At 68.2% G+C, this 26022-nt stretch carries 16 protein-coding genes; 11 read left to right on the forward strand and 5 right to left on the reverse strand.

Annotated features, from left to right (window positions below):
* Positions 1-7: 7 nt before the first annotated feature.
* Entirely contained in the window at positions 8-1447 is a 1440-nt protein-coding gene (gene xylB, locus GQR91_RS11280) for a xylulokinase (RefSeq protein WP_149681687.1), read from the reverse strand.
* Between the two features lie 34 nt (positions 1448-1481).
* Positions 1482-2597, reverse strand: coding sequence for a glycoside hydrolase family 43 protein (locus tag GQR91_RS11285; RefSeq protein WP_149681686.1), 1116 nt, complete (start codon positions 2595-2597; stop codon positions 1482-1484).
* 163 nt (positions 2598-2760) lie between these two features.
* Here GQR91_RS11285 and GQR91_RS11290 point away from each other — a divergent pair, with 163 nt between their 5' ends.
* Positions 2761-3822, forward strand: coding sequence for a LacI family DNA-binding transcriptional regulator (locus tag GQR91_RS11290; protein ID WP_112382505.1), 1062 nt, complete (start codon positions 2761-2763; stop codon positions 3820-3822).
* 34 nt (positions 3823-3856) lie between these two features.
* Positions 3857-5824 (forward strand): glycoside hydrolase family 97 protein, encoded by a 1968-nt coding sequence (locus tag GQR91_RS11295; protein ID WP_149681685.1) that lies wholly within the window; start codon positions 3857-3859, stop codon positions 5822-5824.
* A gap of 42 nt (positions 5825-5866) precedes the next feature.
* Here the strand turns inward: GQR91_RS11295 and GQR91_RS19895 are convergent, their stop codons facing one another.
* Both GQR91_RS19895 and GQR91_RS11305 read right to left on the reverse strand, forming a co-directional pair.
* Positions 5867-7879 (reverse strand): GDSL-type esterase/lipase family protein, encoded by a 2013-nt coding sequence (locus GQR91_RS19895; RefSeq protein ID WP_160146746.1) that lies wholly within the window; start codon positions 7877-7879, stop codon positions 5867-5869.
* Between the two features lie 58 nt (positions 7880-7937).
* Positions 7938-9578 carry a Na+/H+ antiporter gene (locus GQR91_RS11305; protein ID WP_149681684.1) on the reverse strand — a complete coding sequence of 547 codons (1641 nt, stop codon included), beginning with the start codon at positions 9576-9578 and terminating at the stop codon, positions 7938-7940.
* Between the two features lie 298 nt (positions 9579-9876).
* On the opposite strand from GQR91_RS11305, the gene GQR91_RS11310 reads away from it, so the two are divergent.
* Genes GQR91_RS11310 through GQR91_RS11320 form a run of 4 tightly spaced genes read left to right on the forward strand, consistent with a single transcriptional unit; the run spans position 9877 to position 14812 of the window.
* A complete protein-coding gene (locus GQR91_RS11310) occupies positions 9877-11046 on the forward strand; it encodes a PepSY-associated TM helix domain-containing protein (RefSeq protein WP_149681683.1) in 1170 nt (389 codons plus the stop codon).
* A complete protein-coding gene (locus GQR91_RS19135; protein ID WP_162853751.1) occupies positions 11043-11204 on the forward strand; it encodes a hypothetical protein in 162 nt (53 codons plus the stop codon). The genes GQR91_RS11310 and GQR91_RS19135 overlap by 4 nt, the downstream gene beginning before the upstream one ends.
* Positions 11205-11224: 20 nt before the next feature.
* Positions 11225-13393, forward strand: a complete 2169-nt coding sequence (locus tag GQR91_RS11315) for a TonB-dependent receptor (RefSeq protein ID WP_149681682.1) — start codon at positions 11225-11227, stop codon at positions 13391-13393.
* A gap of 45 nt (positions 13394-13438) precedes the next feature.
* Positions 13439-14812: an FAD/NAD(P)-binding protein gene (locus tag GQR91_RS11320; protein WP_149681681.1), complete on the forward strand. Its 1374-nt coding sequence runs from the start codon at positions 13439-13441 to the stop codon at positions 14810-14812.
* Between the two features lie 601 nt (positions 14813-15413).
* Here the strand turns inward: GQR91_RS11320 and GQR91_RS11325 are convergent.
* Positions 15414-17561 carry an alpha-glucuronidase family glycosyl hydrolase gene (locus tag GQR91_RS11325; RefSeq protein WP_149681680.1) on the reverse strand — a complete coding sequence of 716 codons (2148 nt, stop codon included), beginning with the start codon at positions 17559-17561 and terminating at the stop codon, positions 15414-15416.
* Positions 17562-17744: 183 nt separating this feature from the next.
* Between GQR91_RS11325 and GQR91_RS11330 the strand changes: the two genes are divergently transcribed.
* From GQR91_RS11330 to GQR91_RS11350, 5 genes are all read left to right on the forward strand, one after another.
* Positions 17745-20114: a glycoside hydrolase family 3 N-terminal domain-containing protein gene (locus tag GQR91_RS11330; RefSeq protein ID WP_149681987.1), complete on the forward strand. Its 2370-nt coding sequence runs from the start codon at positions 17745-17747 to the stop codon at positions 20112-20114.
* A gap of 9 nt (positions 20115-20123) precedes the next feature.
* A complete protein-coding gene (gene manD / locus GQR91_RS11335; protein ID WP_149681679.1) occupies positions 20124-21335 on the forward strand; it encodes a D-mannonate dehydratase ManD in 1212 nt (403 codons plus the stop codon).
* Between the two features lie 229 nt (positions 21336-21564).
* Positions 21565-22893 (forward strand): MFS transporter, encoded by a 1329-nt coding sequence (locus GQR91_RS11340; protein ID WP_112382499.1) that lies wholly within the window; start codon positions 21565-21567, stop codon positions 22891-22893.
* A complete protein-coding gene (locus tag GQR91_RS11345; protein WP_149681678.1) occupies positions 22890-24317 on the forward strand; it encodes a mannitol dehydrogenase family protein in 1428 nt (475 codons plus the stop codon). The genes GQR91_RS11340 and GQR91_RS11345 overlap by 4 nt, the downstream gene beginning before the upstream one ends.
* On the forward strand, positions 24314-25945 hold the full coding sequence (locus tag GQR91_RS11350; protein ID WP_149681677.1) for a GH35 family beta-galactosidase: 1632 nt from the start codon (positions 24314-24316) through the stop codon (positions 25943-25945). The genes GQR91_RS11345 and GQR91_RS11350 overlap by 4 nt, the downstream gene beginning before the upstream one ends.
* The last annotated feature ends 77 nt before the right edge of the window (positions 25946-26022 follow it).

Genomic DNA, 26022 nt, shown 5'->3' on the forward strand with positions numbered 1-26022 from the left:
CTCCTGTTCAGGGCTTGATACGGGGATAGGCGTCGCGGAAGGCGGCGTATTTCGGGGCGAGCCGGTCGATCAGGTCGCGTTCCGGCTCGACGATGTGGGACACGGGCGGAGCTATGCAGACGTCCGCCGGATCGCCGCCGTCGACCGCCAGTTGCGCCAGGCGTGCCGCGCCCAGCGCCGGCCCGACCTCGCCACCCTGCAGATAGACCAGCGGCACCTGCATCGCGGCGGCCAGCGTTCGGCCCCAGTAGCGCGACCGCGCACCGCCGCCGATCACCGCCAGCCGGTCGATCGTCGTACCCGCGGCGCGCAGCACGCCGATGCCGTCCGCCAGTGCAAAGGCGACCCCCTCCAGCACCGCTTGCGACAGCCGTTCGGGGCCGGTGTCATGGTCGAGGCGCAGGAAGCCGCCGCGCACCTGCGCGTCGTTATGCGGCGTCCGCTCGCCCGACAGATAGGGCAGGAAAAGCTCCGGGCCGGATGCCGGGCCGGCGCGCTCGGCCTGCTCGAACACCGCCGCCGCCCCCGGCGCACCGGTCAGCCGCGCCACCCAGTCGATGCAGGCCGCCGCCGACAGATGCACGCTCATCTGATGCCACATACCGGGCAGGCAGTGACAAAAGGCGTGAACCGCCCCTTGCGGATAGGGTTTGAAGCGGTCGTTCGCGACGAAGATCACGCCCGAGGTGCCCAGCGACAACAGCGCATCGCCGTCGCGGACCACACCGACGCCGACCGCACCGGCGGCATTGTCGCCACCGCCGCCGGCGACGGGCACCGGGGCCATGCCCCAGCGCGCCGCGACCTCGGCACGCAACACACCCGAGATCGCCGATCCTTCCACCAGCCGCGGCATGTGCCCGACCCCAAGGCCGGTGGCCGCGAGCAGATCGTTGCTCCACCGGCGTGCGCCGACATCCAGCCACAGCGTACCGGCGGCGTCGGACATGTCCGACACCTTCTCACCGGTCATGCGCAGTCGAACGTCGTCCTTGGGCAGCAGCACGGTGCGTGTCGCGGCGAACACGTCCGGTTCGTGACGGCGCACCCACAGCAATTTGGGCGCGGTGAAGCCGGGCATCGCCAGATTGCCCGCCACCGTGTGGAGGTCGGGCGCGGCACGTTCCAGTTCCTCGCATTCGGCGTAGGAGCGCCCGTCATTCCACAGGATGGCGGGGCGGAGCGGCCGGTCGTCGGCGCCGAGCAGCGTGGCGCCGTGCATCTGCCCGGCCAGCCCGATGCCCCGCACGCCGCGCCGCACATCGGCATCGATCGCCTCAACCGCCGCGCAGGTCGCGTCCCACCAGGTGTCCGCCGCCTGTTCGGACCACAGCGCCTGTGGCCGCTGCACGCCGAGCGGGGCGGTACCCTGCGCCACCACCGTACCACCCGCGTCCAGCACCACCGCCTTCACGCCGGACGTGCCGATATCGATACCCAGGAACATGCGCGCTTCCTTATCCCCGCTCGGGGGGCAGGGGTTATTTCAGGACCGGATTGATCGTCTTGATGGTGCCGTCGGGATTGTAGAACATCTCCGTCACCTTCACGTTGCGCAGCCGGGTCTGGCCGGACAGTTGCGTGTCGGCGTAGAACAGCCACCAGCGGCCGTCCCATTCGACGATCGAATGATGCGTCGTCCACCCCTCGACCGGCTCCATGATCCGGCCCTTGTAGGTAAAGGGACCATAGGGTGAGTCGCCGATCGCATAGACCAGGTAGTGCGTGTCGCCGGTCGAGTAGCTGAAGTAATATTTGCCGTTATATTTGTGCATCCACGACGCTTCGAAGAAGCGACGGTCATGGTCGCCACCTTTGAGCGGCTGGCCGCGCTCATCCAGGATGACGACGTCGCGCGGCTTTTCCGCGAATTCGGTCATACCGGGGTCCATCGCCGCGACCTTGGGGGTCAACGCCGGCTTGTCATCCGCCTGCAGGTCGGTCTTCGATCCGTTCGGATCATAGGTGCCGCTGGTATTGCGCTGAAGCTGCCCGCCCCAGATGCCGCCGAAATACATGTACGACTTGCCGTCGTCATCGGTGAAGACGGCCGGGTCGATCGAGAAACTGCCCTTGATCGGCTGCGGATTGGGCTTGAATGGGCCCATGGGGTTCTTCGAGGTGGCGACGCCGATGCGGAACGCGCCCTGCCGGTCCTTGGCGGGAAAATAGAGATAATAGGTGCCGTTCTTGTATGCCGCGTCGGGCGCCCACATCTGCTTTTCGGCCCAAGGCACCTGGGACACGTCCAGCGCGACCGGGCCGATCGTCACCGGGCCGCCGATCTTGTCCATGCTGAGCACGCGGTAATCGCGCATCTCGAAATGCGCGCCCAGATCGTCCTCGGGCGTCGGTCCGTCAATATCGTGGCTGTTATAGACGTAGATCTTGCCGCCGAAGACATGCGCAGACGGGTCGGCGGTGTAGATTTCGGTGACCAGCGGCTGCGACAGGTAACGCTTGCCCTGACCCTGCGCATTGGCGGCGCTCTCGTTCGTGGCGGCGGCATTGCCGTCCAGACCGGAGGGGGAACAGGCGGCGATGGCGATGGCGAGTGCCAGCGCGGGCACGACAGACAGCGATCGGATGCGGCGCATTCGACGTCCTTCCTAATGACGGTCCTCTTGCCGGAACCATTTGCGATAGCGCTATCATAGAATTGGCCTTACATGTCGTGCAAGCACAATATGACCGGATCATCGGCAGCAAAACTTGCGCGGCTGATTGCGCTCGCCGCGCGATCGTGGAAGCTAGGGGAGCATGAGCCAGAAACCGACGCGCCGTACCCGTAGCGCTCCCACCATCAGCGACGTTGCCAAGGCTGCCGGCGTTTCCCTGATGACCGTGTCGCGTGTCATCAATGGCGAGAACAATGTCCGACCCGCCACCCGCGAGGCGGTGAACGCGGCGATCGCGGCGCTGAACTACGCGCCCAACCCGGCGGCACGCAGCCTGGCCGGCGCGGCGCAGATCCGCATCGGCATGCTCTACAGCAATCCGAGTGCCGGCTTTCTCAGCGAATTCCTGCTCGGCAGCCTCGACCAGGCATCGCGTTCCGACGTGCAGATCATTGTCGAAAAATGCGAGATCGGCGAGCATGAGGTGGAGGTCGCCCGCCACCTGATCGAGGGTGGCATCGACGGCATCGTGCTGCCGCCTCCTTTGTGCGAGGCCGATGCGGTACTCGCCGCGCTCAACCAGGCACGCATTCCCACCGTGCTGGTCGCCAGCGGCGAGCCGTGCGAGGCGATGCTGGCGGTGCGCATCGATGACCGTACCGCCGCACTGGACATGACGCGCCACATCATGGCGCTGGGTCACCAGCGTATCGGCTTCATCCGCGGCAATCCCAACCTCACGGCCAGCGACCGGCGGTTCGAGGGGTACCGGGCGGCGCTGGACGAGGCGGGGATCGCCTTTGACGAGGGGCTGGTGACGCAAGGGCTCTATACCTATCGCTCCGGGCTGGACGCGGCCGAACGGCTGCTGGAGCGCGACGATCCGCCATCGGCGATCTTCGCCTCCAACGACGACATGGCCGCCGCGACCGTCGCGGTGGCGCATCGCCGCGGGCTGGACGTGCCCGGCGACCTGACCGTGGTCGGCTTCGACGATACCACGCTGGCGACCGCCATCTGGCCCGAGCTGACTACCATCCACCAGCCCATCGCCGACATGGCCCGCGCCGCCGTCGAACTGCTCGTCTCGGCGATCCGCCGGCAGACGGGGGCGGCCGAACCGCACCGGTTGCTCGATTTCAGCCTGATCCGGCGCCAGTCGGACGCGGCACCCAGGCGGCGTCCGCCCGCGCGGCTCGGCTGACGCACGCCGCCATCGTTATCAAAAGGGGATTAGCATGACGAACATCCGCCATGGGCTGTTGCTTGCCGCCACGTGTCTGGCCGGCGCATCGCCCGCCGCCGCGCAACAGGCGCTGACGCTCGCCTCGCCCGACGGGACCATCGTCTTCTCCCTGAACGGCAGCACCGGCGGCCCCCCGCAATTCCAGGTCGCCCGCCGCGGCGAACCGGTCATCGCCCCGTCCCCCCTAGGCTTCAACTTCACCGACGGCTCCCGCACCGACGCGCTCAGCGCACGCGAACTGCGTCGCTCGGTCGCGGACCGGATGCTGCCGCTGGTCGCGACCAAGACGGCCAAGGCGCGCGACCATTATAACGAGATGGTCGTGGCGCTTGCCGATCCGGCCGGTGCCCGCGCGGCCATCGAACTGACGGTGCGTGCCTATGACGACGGCATCGCCTTTCGCTACACCATGCCGGGCGGCGCCAAGCCCACCGAGATCCGCGTCGAGCGGACCGGTTTCTCCTTCCCGACCGACGACAAATGCTGGGGCCTGAACGTCGGCCGCTTCACCTCCAGCCATGAGGGTTATTATGACCCTCTGACGATCAGCCAGCTTCGACCGACCGACCTGTACGACAATCCGCTGCTGTGCCGCACGCCCAGCGGCGCGACCAACTTCATGCTGACCGAGGCGGACCTGACCGATTATCCGGGCAGTTACTTTGCCGGGCGCGGAGATGGCGGCCTGGGGGTCGAGGTGGTGCAGGCGATGCTGCCGGGCGAGTTGCGGACGGCGGTGCGCAAGGCGGCGGGGCAGGCGGTGGTAACGCCGTGGCGCGTGGTGCTGATGGCGGACAAGGCAGGGGACCTGATCGCGTCGAACACGATCGGCAACCTCAATCCGCAGCCGAGCGGCGACTGGTCGTGGCTGAAGCCGGGCAAGTCCGCCTGGGACTGGTGGTCCGGGCCATATTTCCCCGGTCAGGCGCCCGAGCCGATGACCATGACCGGCCTGAAGAAGCTGATCGACTTTGCCGGTCAGGCGGGGCTGCCCTATCTGCTGGTCGACGAGGGGTGGGCACTGAACTCGGGCGTCGGCGGCTCCGCACCGCCCGATACCGACATCACGAAGACGCAAAGCGGCCTGAACATGCCCGAGCTGGTCGCCTATGCGAAGGCGCGGCGCGTCGACCTGTTGCTCTGGCTGCAATGGAGCCAGCTCGATCAGCGGCTGGAGGAAGCGCTCGATCAATATGCCCGCTGGGGGATCAAGGGCATCAAGGTCGACTTCATGGATCGCAACGACCAGCCGATGGTGAATTATTATCACCGCGTGCTGGCGGCGGCGGCCAAGCGGCACCTGATGGTCGACCTGCACGGTGCCTATCCGCCGACCGGTCTGGCGCGGACCTGGCCCAACTTCGTCACGCAGGAAGGCGTGATGGGGGCGGAATACAACAAATGGTCACGCCTCATCACCGCGCGGCACAACGTCAATCTCGCCTTTACGCGCATGGTGCTGGGCCCGCTCGACTATACGCCGGGGGGCTTTCGCAATCGCACGCCGGCCGACTTCCAGATCGTCAACAGCCCGCCCCAGGTACAGACGACGCGCGGCGCGGCACTTGCCATGTATGTGGTCTGGGAAAGCCCGCTGCAAATGGTCTCCGACAGCCCGGACGCCTATGCCGGCCAGCCGGAATTCGGCTTCATCCAGGCGGTGCCCACGGTGTGGGACGAAACCCGATTCCTCGACGGCGACATCGACAGCCATGTCGTCATCGCCCGGCGCAAGGGACGGGACTGGTATATCGGCGCGATGACGACCGAACAGGGCCGCCCCGTCACCCTGCCGCTCAATTTCCTCGGCAAGGGGCGGTTCAAGGCGGAGATCTGGCAGGACGGCGCCGCCGCCGACCAGGCGGTGCGCAGCAACCGGACCGTTTCCGCGGAGGACAGCCTGTCGCTGCTGCTGGCGCCTTCGGGGGGCGCGGCCGTGCGCCTGACGCCGGCGGGGTAGGATGGTTCGCGCAGAGGCGCGTTCTTCGCGCCTCTGCGGGAGCTATTGGCAGATGCCCGCAGGTGGCCCCGCCGGCTTCGGCATCGGCAATGAGGCGGTAGGTCCGGGCCGAGAGGGATCGACCGCCGCGGCGTAGAAGGGGGCACGCTCCACCTCGGCCAGCGGTGCGAAGCGGAAGCCCATGCCGCGGTACATCGCCAGCAGTCGGGGCAGCATGCGGGCGGTGAACGCGCCGGCATGCATCAGCACCACCTGCGGCGTTTCACCCCCGGCAGCCCTTGCCGCCGCCGCCGAGGCGCGCGCGTCGGCCAGATATGCCGCTTCCAGCCGAGCCACCGCGCCGGCATCACCCTTCGCCGTGCATGCGGCGTAAGGCGCATTCCAGTCATAATCGGCAAAGCTCGTCGTGACCGCCGCGATCCGGTAGCCGCCCTTGGCGAGCGATCGGCGCGCCGCTTCGCGCACGTCCGGATCACGCCCTTCGTTCAGAAAGGGATAGCGGAACCAGTGCCAGTCGCCCTTCGCAACGCGCCTCAGCACCGCCTCGTTCTGCGCGAGGTCGGCCGCAAACCCCGCCGCGCCCAGCGTGTCGAGCGCGGCGTGCGCATAGCCGTGACTGCCCAGCGCCAGTCCCGCACCGGTCCAGGCGGCGATCGCAGCGGCGCTGTCTTTCGGCGTATCCGTGCCGAAGCCGCCGTTGAGGAAGCCGAATGCCGGTGCCTTTTCCGCCGCCAGCGCCGCGGCGATCTGCTCCACCACCTTTGTCCGCGAGGCGCCCTGCGGCAGGGGGCCATGCGCCGGCAGGTCGTCAAAGGTCAGCGCCATCGGCGTTGCCGCAGCAGGTGCGAACAGCCCCAGCGGCACCGCCTCGCCCATCGCACGATAACCCGCCTCGGACGGGTGGAGGTGATCGCCGGAGTCATATTGCGAAGCCAGACGGTCGGGCGCGGCGGGATCGCGCATCACCGCGTCGAAATCGACCACCGCATCGAAGGTGCCGCTTTCGCGGATGAAGCGGTTGATCGCCTGCCGGTCGGCCTCCAGTTCCGGTCCGGGATGGTAATAGTCGTTGCCGCCCATCGGCATGATCGTCCCCCCGATCACGCGGATGCCGCGGGCATGCGCCTTGGCGACCATGTCGGTGAAAGCGGCGGTGATCCGCCGGACGAGTTCCGCATGCGCGGCGGGCGTCGCCGGGGCGTCGCGCGTCAACGTGCCGAGGTCGTTCACCCCCTCCAGCAGGATCGCCCAGCGCGCACCGCTGCGATCCAGCACGTCGCGCTGGAAACGGTCGATCAATCGCGGTCCGCTGCCGTCGTTCAACACGCGGTTGCCGCCGATCCCGGCATTCACCAGCCCGATCGTCCGGGTCGAGGCGTTGCCGCGCAAGCGTGCGGCCAGCACATCGGTCCAGCGGCTGTTGCGCTCCGGCTTCACGCCGTAGCCGTCGGTGATCGAATCCCCCACCGCGACGATCGCGGCGAGACGGGCCGCTTCCACGTCGATGCCGGCCAGCCAGTACCAGCGCGTCACCGCCTCGGCCCCCGGCAGGTCGACGTCCGTCACATGGTTGCCAATGCTCAGGAAGCTGGTGGCGCGCGCACCGGGGTGACCGGTCTGCGGCGCCGGCACGCGGGGCAGATACAGGCTGACCGCAACATCGGCCGCGGGCGGCAGGGTCATGCCAACGGCGTCGGACCAACGTTCCTGGCCGGCCGCAATGGTGACGGAGGCCCTGCCGGAGAAGCGCAGCGGCTGCGCCGTGTTCGCGCGCGGCGTGCCGGGGGCAGGGGCCAGTGCCACCGCCGCGGCATCGATGGTCAGCGGTTCGGTGCCATGGACATTGGACAGCAGCACGCGCATCCGCCTGCCGCCGGCCGAGACGCGCACGATCTGGCGCAGCGTGACGTCGCGGGACCGGGTGGCCGGCCACGCCGTGTAACCCCCCGTCGCCACCTGTGCGGCACCCCAGCTTCCCTGCCAGCGATCAGCCGCCGCTGCCGGTGCCGCAAGCACGGCCAGCACGCCCGCCGCCAAAGCCAAACCCTGCCGCATCACCCCTCCTGCATGTCGATCGCGCTACCTAAGCGTCTCGCGCGACCGGGGGCAAGGATCAGCGCGCGGTGGAAAGCCGGGCGTCGAGCAGATCCAGTTCGCGCCCCAGCCGGCTTGCGGTGTCCATGTTGATCTCGCGCGTCTGCGCCAGATCGAAGATCGCCTTGCGCTCGGCCCGGATCGCGGCGAGGCGCATGATGCGCTCCGTGCCTTCCCATTCGTCCTGCCGCTTCGTCTTGGTGTCGTCCGACAGGCTGTCGATCCGATCGCGATAGCCATCCATCAGGCGCGCGGCGATCTCGACATAATGGTCGGCATCCTCGCTGTTCTCGCTCATCCGGTGCTGTTCCTTTTCCAGCGCGGCGATCGCTGCCTGCGCACCGATGCGCCGCGCCCGGTCGCGTTCCGCCTCCGTGCCATGCTCCGGCGGCAGGTCGAGCCCGCGCAGCAGCAGCGGCAGCGCGACGCTGGCGATCACCAGCGAGGCGAGGATCACGCCCGAGGCGAGGAAGATCGCCAGGTCGCGCGCCGGAAAGGGGCTGCCGTCGTTCATCGCCAGCGGCAGCGTCAGCACACCGGCCAGCGTGATCGCGCCGCGCGCGCCCGCCACCGACATCGCGGCCACGATGCGGCGCGGCGGGCTGACATGCGTGCCGTCGCGGCGCCGTGTGCGGAACAGCGTGAAGCGCAGCGACACCCACACCCAGGCGAAGCGCAGCAGCGCCAGCCCGCCGACGATCGCGGCGACATAGACGCCCAGCCACCACGGGCTGTCATGCCCGGTAGACACCACCGTGTCGCGCGCGGCGGCGAACACCTCGGGCATCTGTTCGCCCAGCAGCACGAAGATCACGCCGTTTAGCGTGAATTGCAGCATGTCCCAAACGGCCCGCCGGCGGATGCGCGTCGCCGCCATCACGCTGGCCCAGGCGGTGGTAAAGGTCATCGACAGGCCGGCAGCGGCGGCGGCCAGCACGCCCGAGGCATGGACATGCTCCGCCGCGAGATAGGCCGCGAACGGGATGAGCAGGCTGACGAGGATGTTCGATCCGGAATCGTCGCCGAAGCGGCGCGCGAACCAGCCCTTGGCCGCGGTGATGCCCCATGTGCAGCCGACGCCGATCGCAACGCCCGCCAGCGCCATCCACGCAAAGGTCAGCGCCGCCTCACCGAGCGAGAAGGTGCCGGTCAGTGCCGCCGCAATGGCGAAGCGCAGGCAGACGAGACCCGATGCGTCGTTCAGCAGCGATTCCCCCTCCAGGATGTGCATCATCCGGCGCGGGATCGGGACCTTGGCGGCGATGGCCGACACCGCGATCGGATCGGTCGGCGACACCACGGCGGCCAGTGCGAAGGCGACGGCGTAGGGCATGGCCGGGATCATCCAGTGGATGAACCACCCCATGCCAAGGACCGTCAGAAAGACGAGGCCCAGCGCCAGTCCCAGCACGGCACCGCGATCCTTGAACAATTCGTCCTTGGGGATACGCCATCCATCCAGGAACAGCAGCGGCGGCACGAACAGCAGGAAGAAGAGTTCAGGATCGAGCGTGACCCGGACATGCGCGATGGAACCGATGGCGATGCCCAAGCCGATCTGGACGAGCGGCCGTGGCAAAGCCGATGGCAGCAGGCGGGAGATCATGCCGCTCACCACGACGGCGAGCAACAGCACAAGGCACAGGGTCACGATTTCCAAACCGGGCATCTCCTTTTCGAACGGGGTCGGCCAATACATGGCGCAGCGGGACGCAATGCTCCACCCCGAATGCTGATTTTTTAGGCAGATGGCGTGAAAAGCGTGGAGCGATGCGCCACGGCGCACCCCATTCGGTATGGCTGACGTGCAACCGACCCGTGCCGCGGCGGGGATCAGCCGGCGGCGGTCAGGGGCCAGTTCCTGCGAAAATGCGATCGCCTTGCAACGGGCCGGGCAATCGCGCATAGCGGCAAACCATGATAATGCGTCGCAATTATTCCCGGCGGGCCGTCCGGCGATGACCCGGCGGACGGTGCGTGCATGGTATCTGGCCCATAAATGGACCAGCCTGATCTGCACGCTGTTCCTGTTGATGCTGTGCCTGACCGGCCTACCGCTGATCTTTCATGAGGAAATCGATCGCTGGACCGGTCATGCCCCGCCGCTGGTCGGTCCGGCCTCGTCCGGGGAGGGGGGCGGACTGTTGCGGCTGGATACCGTCATGGCGCGCGCGCTCGCCACCCGTCCCGGTGCGGTGCCGCTCTACATGGCATTCGACAATGCCTCGCCGATGGTCACCGTCACCACCGGGCCGCGGCCCGGCGCGGCGGTGGAACAGATGACGCTGCGGTTCTTCGATCGCATGACGGGTCGCGAGGTCGGCCAGGAGGCCGGCGGCGGCGTGATGGACTTTCTGCTGCAACTGCACCGCGACATGTTCCTAGGGTTGCCGGGCATGTTCTTCCTGGGCGCGATGGGGCTGTTGTTCGTCGTCGCGATCGTATCGGGCGTGGTTCTTTATGCGCCGTTCATGCGCAAGCTCGACTTCGGCACGCTGCGCACCAGCCGCAGCCGGCGGATCAAGTGGCTCGACTATCACAACCTGCTCGGCATCGTCGCACTCGCCTGGATGACCGTGGTCGGCGCGACCGGCGTCATCAACGCGCTGGCCAGCCCGATCATCGACCTGTGGCGGGTCGGCGCGCTGGCGGAGATGACGCAGGCCTATGCGGGGCGTGCCGCGCTGCCGCCGTCGCGCTACGGCTCGCTCGACCGCGCGATGGCGGCGGCGCGGCTTGCGGCGCCCGGCAGCGCACCGCAGTTCATCGCCTTTCCCGGCACCCCCTATAGCAGCCGGCACCATTATGCGGTGTTCCTGCAGGGCACCACGCCGCTGACCGAGCGGCTGCTGATCCCGGCGCTGGTCGATGCGGAGACGGGCCGCCTGACCGACAGTCGCCCGCTGCCCTGGTATGTGAAGATGCTGCTGCTGTCGCAGCCGCTCCATTTCGGCGATTATGGTGGCCTGCCGCTCAAGATTCTGTGGGCGGTGCTGACCGGCTTCACGGTCGTCGTGCTCGGCTCTGGCGTATATCTCTGGCTCGGCCGCCGCCGCGCGCCGCTGGAGGCGCGGGTACGCGAGGTCGAGACGGGCGGCATCGTCGCGGCGCCCGTGGTGGTGGCATGATCCGCTCGACCTTTGCCGTGCCCGTCCTGCTCGCGCTCGCCAGCATTCTGGGGCTCGTCGTCGCGCTGACCGGTGACGGCGCGCGCGATGTCCTTTCCTGCGCCGCGCTCGCGCTGCCGATCGTTGCGGTCGGCTGGGCGATGCTCCGCCGCACCTGATCCGTACCAAAGGAAGATCGATGAACGTTTCCACCCGCCGCCTGGCCGTGCTGCTGGCCGGCGCCGCTGTTCTCCACGCCATCCCCGCCACAGCGCAGGACCGCGCCGGTGACGATGAAATCCTGGTGACCGCGCAGGGGCAGAATGCGACGCAGGTCGTGTCCGCCGGCTCGGTCGGCGTGCTGGGCGACAAGCGCGGCGAGGACGTGCCGTTCAGCATCCGCAGCTATAACGAGGCCCTGATCCTCAACCAGCAGCCCCAGACGCTGGGACAGGTGCTGGAAAATGACCCGACGATCCGCACCACCTATGGCTTTGGCAATGCCGCCGAACAGTTCGTCATCCGCGGCTTCACGCTCTATGGCGACGATGTCGGGCTGAACGGGCTGTACGGCATCACGCCGCGCCAGCTGATCGCGCCCGAACTCTATCAGGAGGTGCAGGTGCTGAACGGCGCCACCGCTTTCTTGAACGGGGCGGCGCCCGGCGGCACCGGCATCGGCGGCAGCGTCAACCTGATCGCCAAGCGCGCCGGGGATGCGCCGCTGACCCGCATCACGGGCAACTACACCTCCGACAGCCATTTCGGCGGCAGCTTCGACGTGTCGCGCCGCTTCGGCGATGACGGCGCCTGGGGGGTGCGGATCAACGGTGCGGGGCGCAGCGGCGACGTCGCGATCGAGGACGAGTTCCGCAGCAGCTACGTCATCGGCGGCGCGATCGACTACCGGGGCGCGGCGGTGCGCCTGTCCGCCGACCTCGGCTATCAGCGGGTCAGGATCCGCGGCCTGCGTCCGAAGGTCACGATCGGTGCCGGTGCGGCGATCCCGGCGGTGCCCGACGCCGATGCCAATTACGCGCAACCCTGGACCTATTCGACGCTGCGCGACGTGTTCGGCACGGCGCGGGTCGAATGGGATGTCGCGGAAAATGCGATGCTCTACGCACAGGCGGGCGCGCGCGACGGGTCGGAGCGGGGGCTGTATAGCGGTCTGACCATCAACGACGCCGCGACCGGCGCGGCCACCGGCACCGCGCTGTTCGTGCCGCTGACCGCGAACAACGAGGCGGCGCAGGGCGGACTGCGTGTCAAGCTGGCCGGCGCCGGGATCAGCCACGAGATCAATGTCGGCGGCAGCCATATCTGGCAGGTCAATCGCAACGCCTACGACTTCCTCTACGGCCCCGGCTATGTCGGATTTGCCACCAACCTGTACGACACGCCGGTCGCCACCATCCCGAGCTCGACACTGGTCGGCGGCAATCTCGACGATCCCTTCCCGGTCAGCCGCACCCGGCTGGGCAGCGTCTTCGCCTCCGACACGCTGGGCTTCTTCGAGGATCGGCTGCTGGTGACCGCGGGCTTGCGCCTCCAGACGATCGCGGTGAAGAGCTATGCGATCACGAACGGCGCACTTGCCACCCGCTATGACGAGGATGCGATCACCCCCGTGGTCGGCATCGTCTTCAAGCCGACGCCGACCCTGTCGGTCTACGCCAACCGGATCGAGGGGTTGCAGCAGGGGCCGATCGCGTCGACCACCGATACGACGCTGATCAACCCCGGCGAGATCTTCACGCCGTTCAAGTCGGTGCAGTATGAGGTCGGCGCCAAGTTCGCGATCGGTGCGATCAACGCCAGCCTTGCCGCCTTCACCACCGATCTGCCCAGCGCCTATGCGATCCCCGATCCGCAAGGGACCGGGTTCAACCGCTTCGGCGTGTTCGGCAAGCAGCGCAATCGCGGGCTGGAATTCACGCTGGGCGGAGAGCTGACCCGCGGGCTGCGGCTGATCTCGGGCGTCTCGGTGCTGGATACCGAACTGCGCGACCAGGCGCTGGTCGCCAACGAGGGTAATACCGCCCCCGGCGTGCCCGAATGGCTGGCCAACGCCAATGTCGAATGGGACCTGTCCTTCGTCCCCGGCCTGACGCTGACCGGCCGTGTCGTGCACACCGGCGAGCAGCAGGTGAATGCGGCCAACACGCTTTCGATCGGGGACTGGACCCGGCTCGACCTGGGCGCGCGCTATGTCGCGGTGATCGGCGAGATGCCGCTGACCTTCCGCTTCGCCGTCGATAACGTGGCCAACCGCCGTTATTGGGCGTCCGCCTTCGATACGTCGTCGCAGGCGCTGTTGCAGGGCGCCCCGCGCACCTTCAAGCTGTCCGCCTCGATCGACCTGTGAGCCAGCGGTAGCCATGGCGGGGGCCATCGCCTAGTCTGTGCGACGATGGCCCAATCCGACCTGCTTCTCGCCGCCGATGCCGATCATGTCGTGATCGTCGGCGCCGGTTTTTCGGGCACCCTGCTCGCGATCAACCTGCTCCGGCATCAGGGGCCGCGCGTGACCCTGGTCGAACGGCGGCCCGAGCAACTGGCGCGCGGCGTCGCCTATAGCGCGGCGCATCCCGATCACCTGCTCAACGTCCGCGCCGAGCGGATGAGCGCCTTGCCCGACGAATCCGGCCATTTCGTCGAATGGCTGGCGCGCGAAGGCAAGGGGGATCGCCACAGCTTCGTGCCCAGGCGCATCTACGGCGCCTATCTGCGCGCCATGCTGGATGCCGCCACCGCACAGGCGGGCGGGCGGCTGCGACTGGTGACGGGCGAGGTCTGCGCGATCGACCGCCCCGGCTCCGGCGTCACGCTGGCCATGGCCGATGGTACGAGGATCGCCGCCGACGTCGCGGTGCTGGCGCTGGGCAACCTGCCGCCGCACACCCCGCCCGGCATCGACCCGGCGGTCCCCGGCTATTGCCCCGATCCGTGGAGCGCGGACATCGCGCAAGGGCTGGCGGACGACGACCGCGTCATTCTGGTCGGCACCGGCCTGACCGCGATCGATGCCGCGCTTCTGCTCGATGCGCGGGGGTTTCGCGGCGAGATCCTAGCGCTGTCCCGCCGCGGCCTTGCCCCGCGCCGCCATGCCGAGGGCGCCCATGTCCCCGGCCTGCGCGACCGGCCGCAGGGGCGTCCCTCCGCGCTGGTCGCCACCGTCCGCGCGCGCGCGGGCGAGATCGGCTGGCGCGGTGCGGTGGACGAGCTGCGCCCGGTGACGCAGATGCTGTGGGGCGCGACCGACGATGCCGATCGTCGCCGCTTCCTCCGCCACCTGCGCCCTTATTGGGACGTCCATCGCCACCGCCTCGCGCCGCAGGTGGCCGACCGGATCGACGCGCTCGTGGACAGTGGGCGCTTGCGGTTCGTTGCGGGCAAGTCGGTCGCGACCGAGGCCGCGCCGTCCGGCCTGACGCTGCACTGGCGCCCGCGCGGGACGGACTGGGTGGAGCGCACGCCCGCCGCGCGCCTCGTCAACTGTACCGGGCCGCAGGGCGACCTGCTGCGCTCGGACGAGCCGCTGATCCGTCATCTGCTGGTTGAGGGCGCGATTCGTCCCGACCCCTTGCGCCTGGGTCTGGAGGTCGATCGCCAGTCGCGCGCGATCGATGCCGGCGGTGAGGCGCAGGACCGGCTTTACTGCATCGGCCCGATGACGCGGGGTGGGTTGTGGGAGGCGGTTGCGGTTCCCGATCTGCGCCAACAGGTCTGGGACCTCGCACGGCGGCTGTCCCATGCGCAGTGGGTGGGGGGCGAGGGGCTTTAGGTTTTCACGCGAAGACGCGAAGACGCGAAGACGCGAAGACGCGAAGAAGGAAGAAGGTGGTTCGCGCGGAGGCGCGGAGACGCGGAGGATGTTCCGCCCGCGGTTCATGCCCCGAGCCGCCAGCGGCGGCTCATGCGATGGCGAGCAGGGTTATGGAAGGTCTCGCTGACGCGAAACGGGGGCCGCCGGCGCAATCTCCGCGTCTCCGCGTCTCCGCGTGAACCCGTTCTTCTTTCCTCTTCGCGGCTTCGCGTGATCAAATCACGCCGTATGCCCCGGCGCCAGCAGGTTTGGGACTTCGCGCGGCGGCTGTCCCATGCGCAGTGGGTGGGGGCGAGGGGCCTTAGGTTTTCACGCGAAGACGCGAAGCCGCGAAGAAGGAAGAAGGTGGTTCGCGCGGAGGCGCGGAGACGCGGAGGATGTTCCGCCCGCGGTTCATGCCCCGAGCTGCCAGCGGCGGCTCATGCAATGGCGAGCAGGCATGTGGAAGGTCTCGCTGACGCAAGACGGGGCTACCAACGCAATCTCCGCGCCTCCGCGCCTCCGCGTGAACCCGTTCTTTCTTCCTCTTCGCGGCTTCGCGTCTTCGCGTGATCAAAAACTACCCCGTATGCCCCGGCGCCCGCGGAAAGTTCTGTGCCTTGTACCAGGCCAGATCATGCTCGGGCGCCCTGACGCCGGCCGGCAACGCGCGGCCGTTCACCGACATCCAATAGGCAAGGCTGGCATCGCGCCACCATCGGGCTTCCCGCTCCTGTATCGCCAGCAGCGTTGCAGTCTTCTCCCACCGCTCGGCATCGATCCGCGGGCGCAGCGCATCCCATTGTTGCCGCATCCCCGCGACATAGCCGACGCCGGCATCGTAATGCCGCACCATCTCCTCCCACAAGGTCCGGCCCGATGCCATGCGCCGGTCCCAGCCGACATGGTGGAACCACAACAGGTCGCGCTCCGGCACGGTGCCGACATCGGCGAAGCGCTTGGCCACCGGCGGCGCATATTGCGCGACCGCGTTGCTGCCGCTTCTGGTCCGGTCGAAGCCGATGCCCTGCTTGTCCGCCCGGTGATAGTAAGCCGGGTTCCATTCCGGCCGGGCAAGGTCCGACACCCACGGCCCCGGCCCGTAATGGTGCCCCGTCGCCATCAGATGGGCCAGGCCCAGCGGCGTCATGTAATCCACCACCGCCTCGCGCGATCCCATCATCATCGCGACCACGGGATCGACCACCGCCGGATCGGGCGTGAAGGTCTGCGCCGCCCATTCGCGCGCGATCGTGTCGGCATCCGCCTCCGGGTCCCACGCCATGCGGCCGAAGACATACCAGTTGGCCTGGTTGAACGGCGATCCCGTCCAGTCGCGGTCGCGCCCGATATTGGCGACCCCCGCCATGCCCGTCAGCCGGTGCCCTTCCGCCGATCCGTCGACGACATCGGCCACCGTCTGACCGCGCTTCACACCGGTGGGCGCGTCCAGCACCTCCTGGAACAACGGCCCGAGATAGGCGAGGTGGGAGGCGAAGCCGAGATATTCCTTGGTGATCTGGAATTCCATCACCAGCGGCGTCTTCGGCATCGCGCCGAACAGCGGGTGGAAGGGTTCGCGCGGCTGGAAGTCGATCGCGCCGTTCTTCACCTGCACCAGCACATTGTCCGCGAACGTGCCGTCCAGCGGCTTGAACTCGGTATAGGCCTGTTTCGCCCGGTCGTCGGGATCGGTGTCGGCATAGACGAAGGCGCGCCACATCACGATGCCCTTGTGCGGGGCGACCGCGGCGGCCAGCATGTTCGCGCCGTCGGCATGGCTGCGATGGTAATCGCGCGGGCCCGGCTGGCCCTCGCTATTGGCCTTGACCAGAAAGCCGCCGAAATCGGGAATGGCGCGGTAGATCTCGTCCGCCTTCGCCTTCCACCATGCCGCGACCTGCGGGTCGAGCGGGTCGGCGGTCTTCAGCCCGCCGATCTCGATCGGGGCGGAGAAGCGGGCCGAAAGGTAGACCTTGATCCCCCAGGGACGGAATATGTCCGCCAGCGCCGCCGCCTTGGCGATATAGGGCGCGGTCAGGCTGTCCGCCTTGGCGTTGACGTTGTTCAGGACGGTGCCGTTGATCCCGATCGACGCGTTGGCGCGGGCATAGTCGGTGTAGCGCGGGTCCTTCAGGTCGGGCAGGTTCCACCAGTCCCAGATGGACTGGCCGGCATAGCCACGCTCCACCGAGCCATCCAGATTGTCCCAATGGTTCAGCACGCGCAGCTTCACCTTGGGGGTGGAGGTCAGGTCGACCTTGGCCAGCGTGCCGCCGGTGCCCAGATGGCGGAGCAGCGCAAAGGCGCCGTAGAGTACGCCCCGGTCGCTATTGCCCGTCACCAGCGTCACCGGCGCCCCGCCGATCGTGACCGATCGCACCAGATAGCCTTCGTCCGTCAGCGACCGTGTCGGGAGGTGCAGGCTCGCCACCGCCGGGTCGCCGGCGACCGCCAGCATCACCGATCCGGCGCGCACGGCCGGCGCCGTCGCCACCGGCCCGGCGGCATAGCCGGACAGCCCGCGTCGTAATTCCTCCGCCGCGCGGGTCAGGGTGGGCGTAGCGTTCGGGACGACGATCGATACCGGTTGCCTGACCACTTCGCCCGGTATGGCCGCTTGCGGCTGATAGCGCATCCAGAGCGCATATCCATCCTCGGCCATGGCGACCGCAGGCAGGGACGCGCTCGCCAGAGCCGCAGAAATCAGGGCTTTCCATCGCATCATGGCCATCCTCACCTTTCCCCATTTTACCGGGCGATCCCGCGGGTAATTGACAAGTCCCCGTCGGCTAGGTCATTGGTAACGCTATCAGCGACCGCATCAAGAAGAATGTGGCGTCTGACCAATTTCAGGAGAGGTCAGGATGCAATCTGCCACGTCGTTCCACCCTGTCGGGGCCGTGCAATGATGGCAAGCCGCCGCGATCTGCTGCGCTGGTCGGTGTCGGCCTCCGCGCTCGCCTTCCTGCCTGCCGCCGCCCGCCCGGCCACGCCGCTCTACAAGGATGCACGCGCGCCCGTGGACCTGCGCGTCCGCGACCTGATGGGCCGGATGACACTGGACGAGAAGGTGGCGCAACTCATCACCCTTTCCACCTCGAAGCGTGACGTGATGAACGAGGCGCGCGCCTTCGATCCGGGCAGGGCGGACGCCGCCTATCCCCACGGCATCGGCCAGATCGCGCGGCCGTCCGACCGGGGCGGTGCGGCGACCGCCAACAACACCGGCACCGACGTCACCGGCCGCTGGCGCGCACCGGCCGACACGATCGCCTTCGTCAACGCGGCGCAAGGCTGGGCAGTGGAGCGCAGCCGCCTCGGCATCCCGATCCTGTTCCATGAGGAAGCGCTGCACGGCTACATGGCGCCCGAGGCGACTAGCTTTCCGCAGGCGATCGCACTCGCTGGCAGCTTTGACCGTGATCTGGTCGAGCGCGTCAATGCGGTGATCGCGCGCGAGGTGCGGGCGCACGGCACCGTGCTGGCCCTGTCGCCCGTCGTCGATATCGCCCGCGACCCGCGCTGGGGCCGGATCGAGGAGACGTTCGGCGAGGACGCCTATCTGTGTGGCGAGATGGGCGTGGCCGCGGTTATGGGCCTGCAGGGGCCGGGCAGGACGCTGGCACCGGGCAAGGTCTTCGCTACGCTCAAGCACATGACCGGCCACGGCCAGCCGGAAAGCGGCGAGAATGTCGCGCCCGCCCCGATCGCCGAGCGGGAGCTTCGCGAACGCTTCTTTCCGCCTTTCCGCAAGGTGGTGAAGCGGACCGGCATCGGCGCGGTCATGCCCTCCTATAACGAGATCGACGGCGTCCCCAGCCACGCGAACCGCTGGCTGCTGACGCAGGTGTTGCGCGGCGAATGGGGCTTCGACGGCGCGATCGTCAGCGATTATGCCGCCATCCCCGAACTCGCCAGCTTCCACCACGTCGCCGCCGACATGGACGGTGCCGCCCGCCTGGCGCTCGCCGCCGGCGTCGATAGCGACCTGCCCGACGGGCAGGCCTTCCGCTCGCTTGCCGATCAGGTGCGCGCCGGCAAGGTTTCGCTCGCCGCGGTCGATGCCGCATGCCGCCGCATGCTGACGCTGAAGTTCCGCGCCGGGCTGTTCGAGGGTGCCACCGTCGATCCCCGCGCCGCCGCCCGCCTGACCGCGAATGACGAGGCGAGGGCGCTTGCCCGCGAGGCCGCGGAAAAGTCGATCGCGCTGCTCGTCAACGACGGCACCCTGCCGCTGACGCCGGGCGGGCACAGGCGCGTGGCGGTGATCGGCCCCAATGCCGCGGTCGCACGGCTGGGCGGCTATTCGTCCATCCCGAAATCGCCGGTTTCGCTGCTCGACGGCGTCCGCCAGCGTCTCGCCGGCCGTGCCGAGGTCGTCCATGCGCAGGGCGTCTTCATCACGCAGAGCGAGGATCGCTCCGCCAACGAGGTGCTGCTCGCCGATCCCGCGAAGAACCGCCAGCTTATCGCCGAGGCGGTGGCGGTGGCGAACACCGCCGATATCGTCCTGCTCGCCATCGGCGACACCGAACAGACCAGCCGCGAGGGCTATGCGAAGAACCATCTCGGCGACCGCACCGACCTCGACCTGCTCGGCGAACAGAACGCGCTGTTTCTCGCGCTCAAGGCGACCGGAAAGCCCGTCGTGGTGCTCGCGATCAACGGTCGTCCGCCGTCGTGGCCGACCGTGACGGGGGGCGCCAATGCCGTGCTGGAATGCTGGTATATGGGGCAGGAGGGGGGCCATGCGATGGCCGCCGCGCTGTTCGGCGACGTCAATCCGGGCGCCAAGCTGCCCGTCACCGTCGCGCGCCATGTCGGGCAGTTGCCGGTCTTCTACGACGCAAAGCCATCGGCGCGGCGCGGCTATCTGTTCGACACCACCGATCCGCTGTTCCCGTTCGGCTTCGGCCTCAGCTACACGACCTTTCGGCTTTCCCCGCCGCGCCTGTCCGCCACCCGCATCGGTGTCGCGGCCAGCGTCGAGGTCGAGGTGGACGTGACCAACACCGGCACGCGGGCGGGGGACGAGGTCGTCCAGCTCTACGTCCATGATCTGGTCGCCAGCGTCACCCAGCCGATCAAGGCGCTGAAGGGTTTCCAGCGCGTCTCGCTCAAGCCCGGCGAGCGGCGCACCGTGCGCTTCACCCTCGGCCCCGACGCCTTCGCGCTGTGGAACCTCGACATGGAGGAGGTGGTCGAACCCGGCCAGTTCCACATCATGACCGGCGCCAACAGCCGCGATCTCCAGTCCGTTACCCTAGACATCGCCTGAAGGACCACGATGCCGAAGATCGTCTCCGCCCGCGTCATCGTCACCTGTCCGGGCCGCAATTTCGTCACGCTCCGCATCGAATGCGACGACGGCACCACCGGCCTCGGCGACGCGACGCTGAACGGCCGCGAACTGTCCGTCGCCAGCTACCTGACCGACCATGTCATCCCCTGCCTGATCGGCCGCGACGCCCACCGGATCGAGGATATCTGGCAATATCTCTACAAGGGCGCCTATTGGCGCCGCGGCCCGGTGACGATGACCGCGATCGCCGCGGTCGACATGGCGCTGTGGGACATCAAGGGCAAGGTTGCGGGCCTGCCCGTCTACCAGCTTCTCGGGGGCGCGGTGCGCGACGGCTGCATGGTCTATGCCCATGCCAACGGCACCAGCATCGAGGACACCATCGCCGAGGCGATCCGCCACCGCGACCGGGGATACCGGGCGATCCGCCTGCAATGCGGCGTGCCGGGCCTTGCCTCCACCTACGGCGTCGCCAAGGCGGGCCAGCGCTACGAGCCGGCCGATGGCGACCTGCCGACCGAGGCGGTGTGGTCGACCGAGAAATATATGCGCATCGTGCCGCAACTGTTCGCCGCCGCCCGCGAGGCGCTGGGCTGGGACATCCATCTGCTGCACGACATCCATCACCGCCTTACCCCGATCGAGGCGGGGCGGCTGGGCCGCGATCTGGAGCCCTATCGCCCCTTCTGGCTGGAGGATGCGACGCCGGCGGAGAACCAGGACGCGTTCCGCCTGATCCGCCAGCACACCACCGCGCCGCTCGCGGTGGGCGAGGTCTTCAATTCGATCTGGGACTGCAAGACGCTGATCGAGACGCAGTCGATCGATTATATCCGTGCCACCATCGTCCATGCCGGCGGGATCACGCACTTGCGCCGCATCGCCGCGTTGGCCGAGCTGTATCAGGTCCGCACCGGCTGCCACGGCGCCACCGACCTGTCGCCGGTGACGATGGCCGCCGCGCTGCATTTCGGCCTGTCGGTGCCCAATTTCGGTATTCAGGAACACATGCCCCACACCGCCGAGACCGATGCGGTCTTTCCCCATGGCTACCGCTTCGCAGACGGCATGATGCATCCGGGCGACGCGCCGGGGCTGGGCGTGGACATCGACGAGGATCTGGCGGCGACGTACGAATACAAGCGCGCCTTCCTGCCCGTAAACCGACTGGAGGACGGCACGCTATGGAGCTGGTGAGCCACGTCACGCCCTCTCCCACTCTTGGAGCATCCGGTGAACAGCGCTCCGCGCTGTTCAGCCAGCGTCGGCGGCATGGGCGACCTGATGCTGGAAGGGGCGCGCTGCCGTCAGGCAGTGGGAAGGGTGAGGGGCTGCCGCGGGCGGGGCACTGCTTGGCAACCCCTCACCCTCCCCACGGCTATGCCGCGGGGCCCCTCCCTCTCCCCGGAGGGGAGAGGGCCGACGTATGAGCAACTTCACCGAAACCGCCGCCGAAGCACCGGAAACCGCCGCGCACGCCGTTCCCCGTCCGCGCGGCCGCATCCGCTGGGCGATCTGCGCGCTGCTCTTCGCCGCCGTGGTCCTGAGCTATATCGACCGGCTCGTGCTGGGCGTGCTGAAGCCGCAACTGACCGCGCTCTACGGCTGGACCAACACCGGCTACGGCGACATCACCGGTTATTTCCAGGTCTTCTACGGCATCGGCTTTCTGCTGTTCGGCTGGGCGATCGACCGCATCGGTCCGCGCCTGGGCTATCTGCTGGCGATGGGAAGCTGGACGCTCGGCCATTTCGCGCAGATCCTGGTCACCTCCACCACCGGCTTCGTCATCGCGCGCATCCCGCTCGCATTCGGCGAGGCGGGCACTTATCCATCCGCGCTCGCCGCCGCGTCGCAGTGGTTTCCGCAAAAGGAACGCGCGCTCGCCATCGGCATCTTCAATGCCGGCGCCAATGTCGGGGCGATCATCACCCCGCTGCTCGTGTCGTTCATCGTCGCCGGGTTGCTGTTCGACTGGCGCTGGGCGTTCCTGATCACCGGCAGCTTCAACCTCGTCTGGCTGTTCGTCTGGTGGCGCTTCTACCGCGCGCCGCACGAGCATGCGGCGATCACGCCCGAGGAGCGCCGCTGGATCGAGGCGGAGCCGGCCGACACCAGCGGCCGTGCCGGCTTCCTGACGGTGCTGCGCCACCGCGCGGCATGGGCCTATATGGCCGGGCGCTTCCTGATCGATCCGGTCTGGTGGACCTTCCTGTTCTGGCTGCCGGACTTCTTCAACACCCGCTACGGCTATGACCTGAAGAGCTTCGGCCCGCCGCTCGTCGCCATCTACATCCTGGCCGATTTCGGCGCGATCGCGGGGGGCTGGTATTCGTCGCACCTGTTGAAGCGGGGCGTCTTTGCCGGCACCGCACGCAAGCGGGCGATGTTCGCCTGCGCGCTGTTCGCGGTACCGGTCATGTTCGCGGCGCAGGCGTCGAACATCTGGATCGCGGTAACGCTGATCGGGCTGGCGTGCGCCGCGCATCAGGGCTTCTCCACCAACCTGTTCGCGCTGCCCGGCGACCAGTTCCCGCGCTTCGCGCAAGGGACGCTGATCGGCCTTGGCGGCTTTGCCGGCGCGGTGGGCGGCTTCATCGCGTCCAAGTCGCTCGGCCTGCTGCTCGACCGGGTGGGCAGCTACCAACCCTTCTTTATCGCCTGCGGCCTGGCCTATCTGCTCGCATTGCTGGTCTTCCACCTGCTCAATCCGCGCTATCAGAATGTCCGCATCATCACGGAGGCCAAGGCTTGAGACTTTCCGACGCCGCGCTGGCGCATCTGCCCGCCGACATTGCCCGTCCCGCCTATGACCGTGCCGCCGTCCGCCGCGGCGTCGTGCATCTGGGGATCGGCGCCTTTCACCGCGCGCATCAGGCCGCGATCTTCGAGGCCGCACTGGCATCGGGCGATCTGCGTTGGGGCATCACCGGCGTATCGCTCCGCTCGGCCGCCGTCCGCGACCAGATGGCGCCCCAGGACGGGCTCTACACGCTTCTCGTCCGCGACGGGGCGGGGGAGCGCGCGCAGGTCATGGGCGCGGTGCTGGAGGTGTTGGTCGCGCCGGAGGACCCCGCCGCCGTCGTCGCGGCGCTGGCCCGTCCCGACACGCATCTGGTCACGCTCACCGTGACCGAAAAGGGCTATAAGCTGGACCGGGCGAAGGGCACGCTGCTTGCCGACGACGCCGATATCGCGCACGATCTGGCCGATCTCGCCGCGCCGCGCACCGCCCCCGGTTTCCTCGTCGCCGGCCTTGCCGCTCGCCGCGCCGCCGGCCTGCCGCCTTTCACTGTGCTGTCCTGCGACAATCTGCCGCATAACGGTGCCCTGCTGCGCGCCGCCGTGCTCGAAATGGCCCGCGCGCATGATGGCGGTCTTGCCGACTGGATCGCGGCGGAGGGCGCCTTCCCCGCATCGATGGTCGATCGCATCGTGCCCGCCACCACCCCCGACGACATCGCCGCGCTCGCCACCCGCCTCGGCGTCGAGGATCAGGCGATGGTGAAGACCGAGCCCTTTCTGCAATGGGTGGTTGAGGATTGCTTTTGCGGTCCGCGCCCCGACTTCACCGGGGTGCAGCTGACCGCCGATGTCGCGCCCTGGGAGGATGCCAAGCTGCGCCTGCTCAACGGCGCCCATTCCAGCATCGCCTATCTCGGCGGGCTGATCGGCGACGCCTTTGTTCACGAATTCGTCGCGCGCGAAGAGGGCCGGGCCTTTGTCGAGCGGCTCTGGGATCAGGCCGCCGCCACGCTGAACCCGCCGCCCGGCCTCGACATTGCCGCCTACCGCGCCGCGCTGGTGGCACGCTTCGCCAACCCGGCGCTGCAGCATCGCACCCGCCAGATCGCGATGGACGGGTCGCAGAAACTGCCGCAGCGCCTGCTTGCGCCGCTGGTGGCCGGACAGGGGGATGCGCTGGCGCTCGGCGTCGCCGCCTGGATACGCTGGCAATCGGGGCGGACCGATGCCGGTGAGACGTTCACCGTCGATGATCCGCTCGCCGACCGCCTGGCCGTGGCGGCACGCAGCGACGATCCCGTCACCGCGACGCTGGCGCTGCTCGGCACACGCGTCGAGCCGGCGGTTCACGATCTGATCGCGGCACACCTGACCAACCTCGAACGATCGGGTGCGCACGGCGCCATCCGAACATTGCTGAAGGCTTCGCAATGATCCGCACCCTCTTGCTCGCCACCGCCGCGCTTGGCCTCGCCACGCCTGCGCTCGCCGATCCGCCGCGGCTGGTGAAGAAGGGGGACGCGACCCAGCTCGTCGTGAATGGCAAGCCGATGCTGATGATCGCGGGCGAGCTGTCCAACTCCGCCGCCTCCAGCGCCGATTACATGGCGCCGCATTGGGCACGGCTGCGCGCGATGCATCTCAACACCGTTCTTGCGCCCGTCTCGTGGGAACTGATCGAGCCGGTCGAGGGGCGCTATGACTGGTCCTCGGTCGATACGATGCTGAAGGCGGCGCGCGCCAACGACCTGAAGCTCGTCATCCTGTGGTTCGGGGCGTGGAAGAACTCCATGTCCACCTATGTGCCGTCCTGGGTGAAGCGCGATCATGCCCGCTTCCCGCGTGCGGAGCTGCCGAACGGGCAGGGGGTGGAAATCCTGTCCACCTTCGGCGCCGATACGCTGCGCGCGGACCAGCGTGCGCTGGCCGCACTGATGGCGCATCTGAAGGCGGTGGACGACCGCGACAACACGGTGGTGATGCTCCAGGTCGAAAACGAGATCGGCATGCTGCCCGTCGCGCGCGATTACAGCGCGGCCGCCAACGCCGCCTTCCGGCAACCGGTGCCGCCCGAACTGGTCAACTATCTCGTCGCGCACCGCGACACGCTGGTCCCCGAGATGAAGGCGATGTGGACGGAGCGGGGCGCCAGAACCGCTGGCAGCTGGGAGGAGCTGTTCGGCCCCGGCGATGCCGCGGCGGAGGTGTTCGCCGCCTGGCATTATGCGCGCTTCGCCGATGGTCTCGCCGCGGCCGGCAAGGCGGCCTATCCGATGCCGATGTACGTCAACGTCGCGCTCAATCGTCCGGGGCGTATTCCCGGCGAATATCCCAGCGGCGGGCCGCTCCCCCACCTGATCGACGTGTGGAAGGCCGGCGCCCCCAGCCTCGATTTCCTGGCGCCCGACATCTACTTCCCGAACTTCACCCAGATCGTCGATCGCTACAAGCGGCCGGACAATCCCCTGTTCATCCCCGAGGCGCACAACGCCGACAATCCGATCGTTCCCGCCAACGCCTTTTATGCGATCGGCGAACATGATGCGCTCGGCTTCGGGCCGTTTTCCATCGACTCGATCGATGAAGCACCCGGCGCGCTGAAGGATGCCTATGCGGTGCTCGACCAGCTTCGCCCGATGATCCTCGATGCGCAGGGGACGGGCCGCATGGCCGGGTTCAAGCCCCGCCAGCGCTACGACGAGACGGTGGATTACGAGCCGCAGGTGCGCGACATCGGCGGCTACCGCTTCACCATCGCCTATGCCGATATCCAGCGGCCGACGATGACGCCGGACACCGCCGGCTATGGCGGTCTCATCATCCAGACCGGCGAGGACGAATATCTGGTCGCCGGGCAGGGGATCACCGTCACCTTCAAGCCGATCGGCGACGGACCGGGGCTCGCCGGGATCGATCGTGCGCATGAAGGCGTGTTCGATGCTGCCGGCAACTGGAAGCCGGGCCGGCTGCTGAATGGCGACCAGACGCACCAGGGGCGGCATATCCGCCTGCCCGCCGGGACATGGGGTATCCAGCGGGTGCGCCTCTATCGCTACCGATAGGCGATTTGGTGTCGGATAGTGGCCTTATGACCACATAGATAGGCTTGACCAATCCGATGTAACGTGGTCAGATGATG

Origin of the sequence: Sphingomonas carotinifaciens, from assembly GCF_009789535.1 — a bacterium.
Taxonomy (GTDB): Bacteria; Pseudomonadota; Alphaproteobacteria; order Sphingomonadales; family Sphingomonadaceae; genus Sphingomonas; species Sphingomonas carotinifaciens.

Bases quoted from the DNA above. Each gene is read 5' to 3' on its own strand.
- GQR91_RS11350 (WP_149681677.1), top strand. From the start codon at position 24,314: ATGATCCGCACCCTCTTGCTCGCCACCGCCGCGCTTGGCCTCGCCACG.
- manD (WP_149681679.1), top strand. From the start codon at position 20,124: ATGCCGAAGATCGTCTCCGCCCGCGTCATCGTCACCTGTCCGGGCCGC.
- GQR91_RS19895 (WP_160146746.1), bottom strand. From the start codon at position 7,879: ATGCGGCAGGGTTTGGCTTTGGCGGCGGGCGTGCTGGCCGTGCTTGCG.
- GQR91_RS11315 (WP_149681682.1), top strand. From the start codon at position 11,225: ATGAACGTTTCCACCCGCCGCCTGGCCGTGCTGCTGGCCGGCGCCGCT.
- GQR91_RS11285 (WP_149681686.1), bottom strand. From the start codon at position 2,597: ATGCGCCGCATCCGATCGCTGTCTGTCGTGCCCGCGCTGGCACTCGCC.
- xylB (WP_149681687.1), bottom strand. From the start codon at position 1,447: ATGTTCCTGGGTATCGATATCGGCACGTCCGGCGTGAAGGCGGTGGTG.
- GQR91_RS11295 (WP_149681685.1), top strand. From the start codon at position 3,857: ATGACGAACATCCGCCATGGGCTGTTGCTTGCCGCCACGTGTCTGGCC.
- GQR91_RS11290 (WP_112382505.1), top strand. From the start codon at position 2,761: ATGAGCCAGAAACCGACGCGCCGTACCCGTAGCGCTCCCACCATCAGC.
- GQR91_RS19135 (WP_162853751.1), top strand. From the start codon at position 11,043: ATGATCCGCTCGACCTTTGCCGTGCCCGTCCTGCTCGCGCTCGCCAGC.
- GQR91_RS11310 (WP_149681683.1), top strand. From the start codon at position 9,877: ATGACCCGGCGGACGGTGCGTGCATGGTATCTGGCCCATAAATGGACC.
- GQR91_RS11330 (WP_149681987.1), top strand. From the start codon at position 17,745: ATGGCAAGCCGCCGCGATCTGCTGCGCTGGTCGGTGTCGGCCTCCGCG.
- GQR91_RS11325 (WP_149681680.1), bottom strand. From the start codon at position 17,561: ATGATGCGATGGAAAGCCCTGATTTCTGCGGCTCTGGCGAGCGCGTCC.
- GQR91_RS11320 (WP_149681681.1), top strand. From the start codon at position 13,439: ATGGCCCAATCCGACCTGCTTCTCGCCGCCGATGCCGATCATGTCGTG.
- GQR91_RS11340 (WP_112382499.1), top strand. From the start codon at position 21,565: ATGAGCAACTTCACCGAAACCGCCGCCGAAGCACCGGAAACCGCCGCG.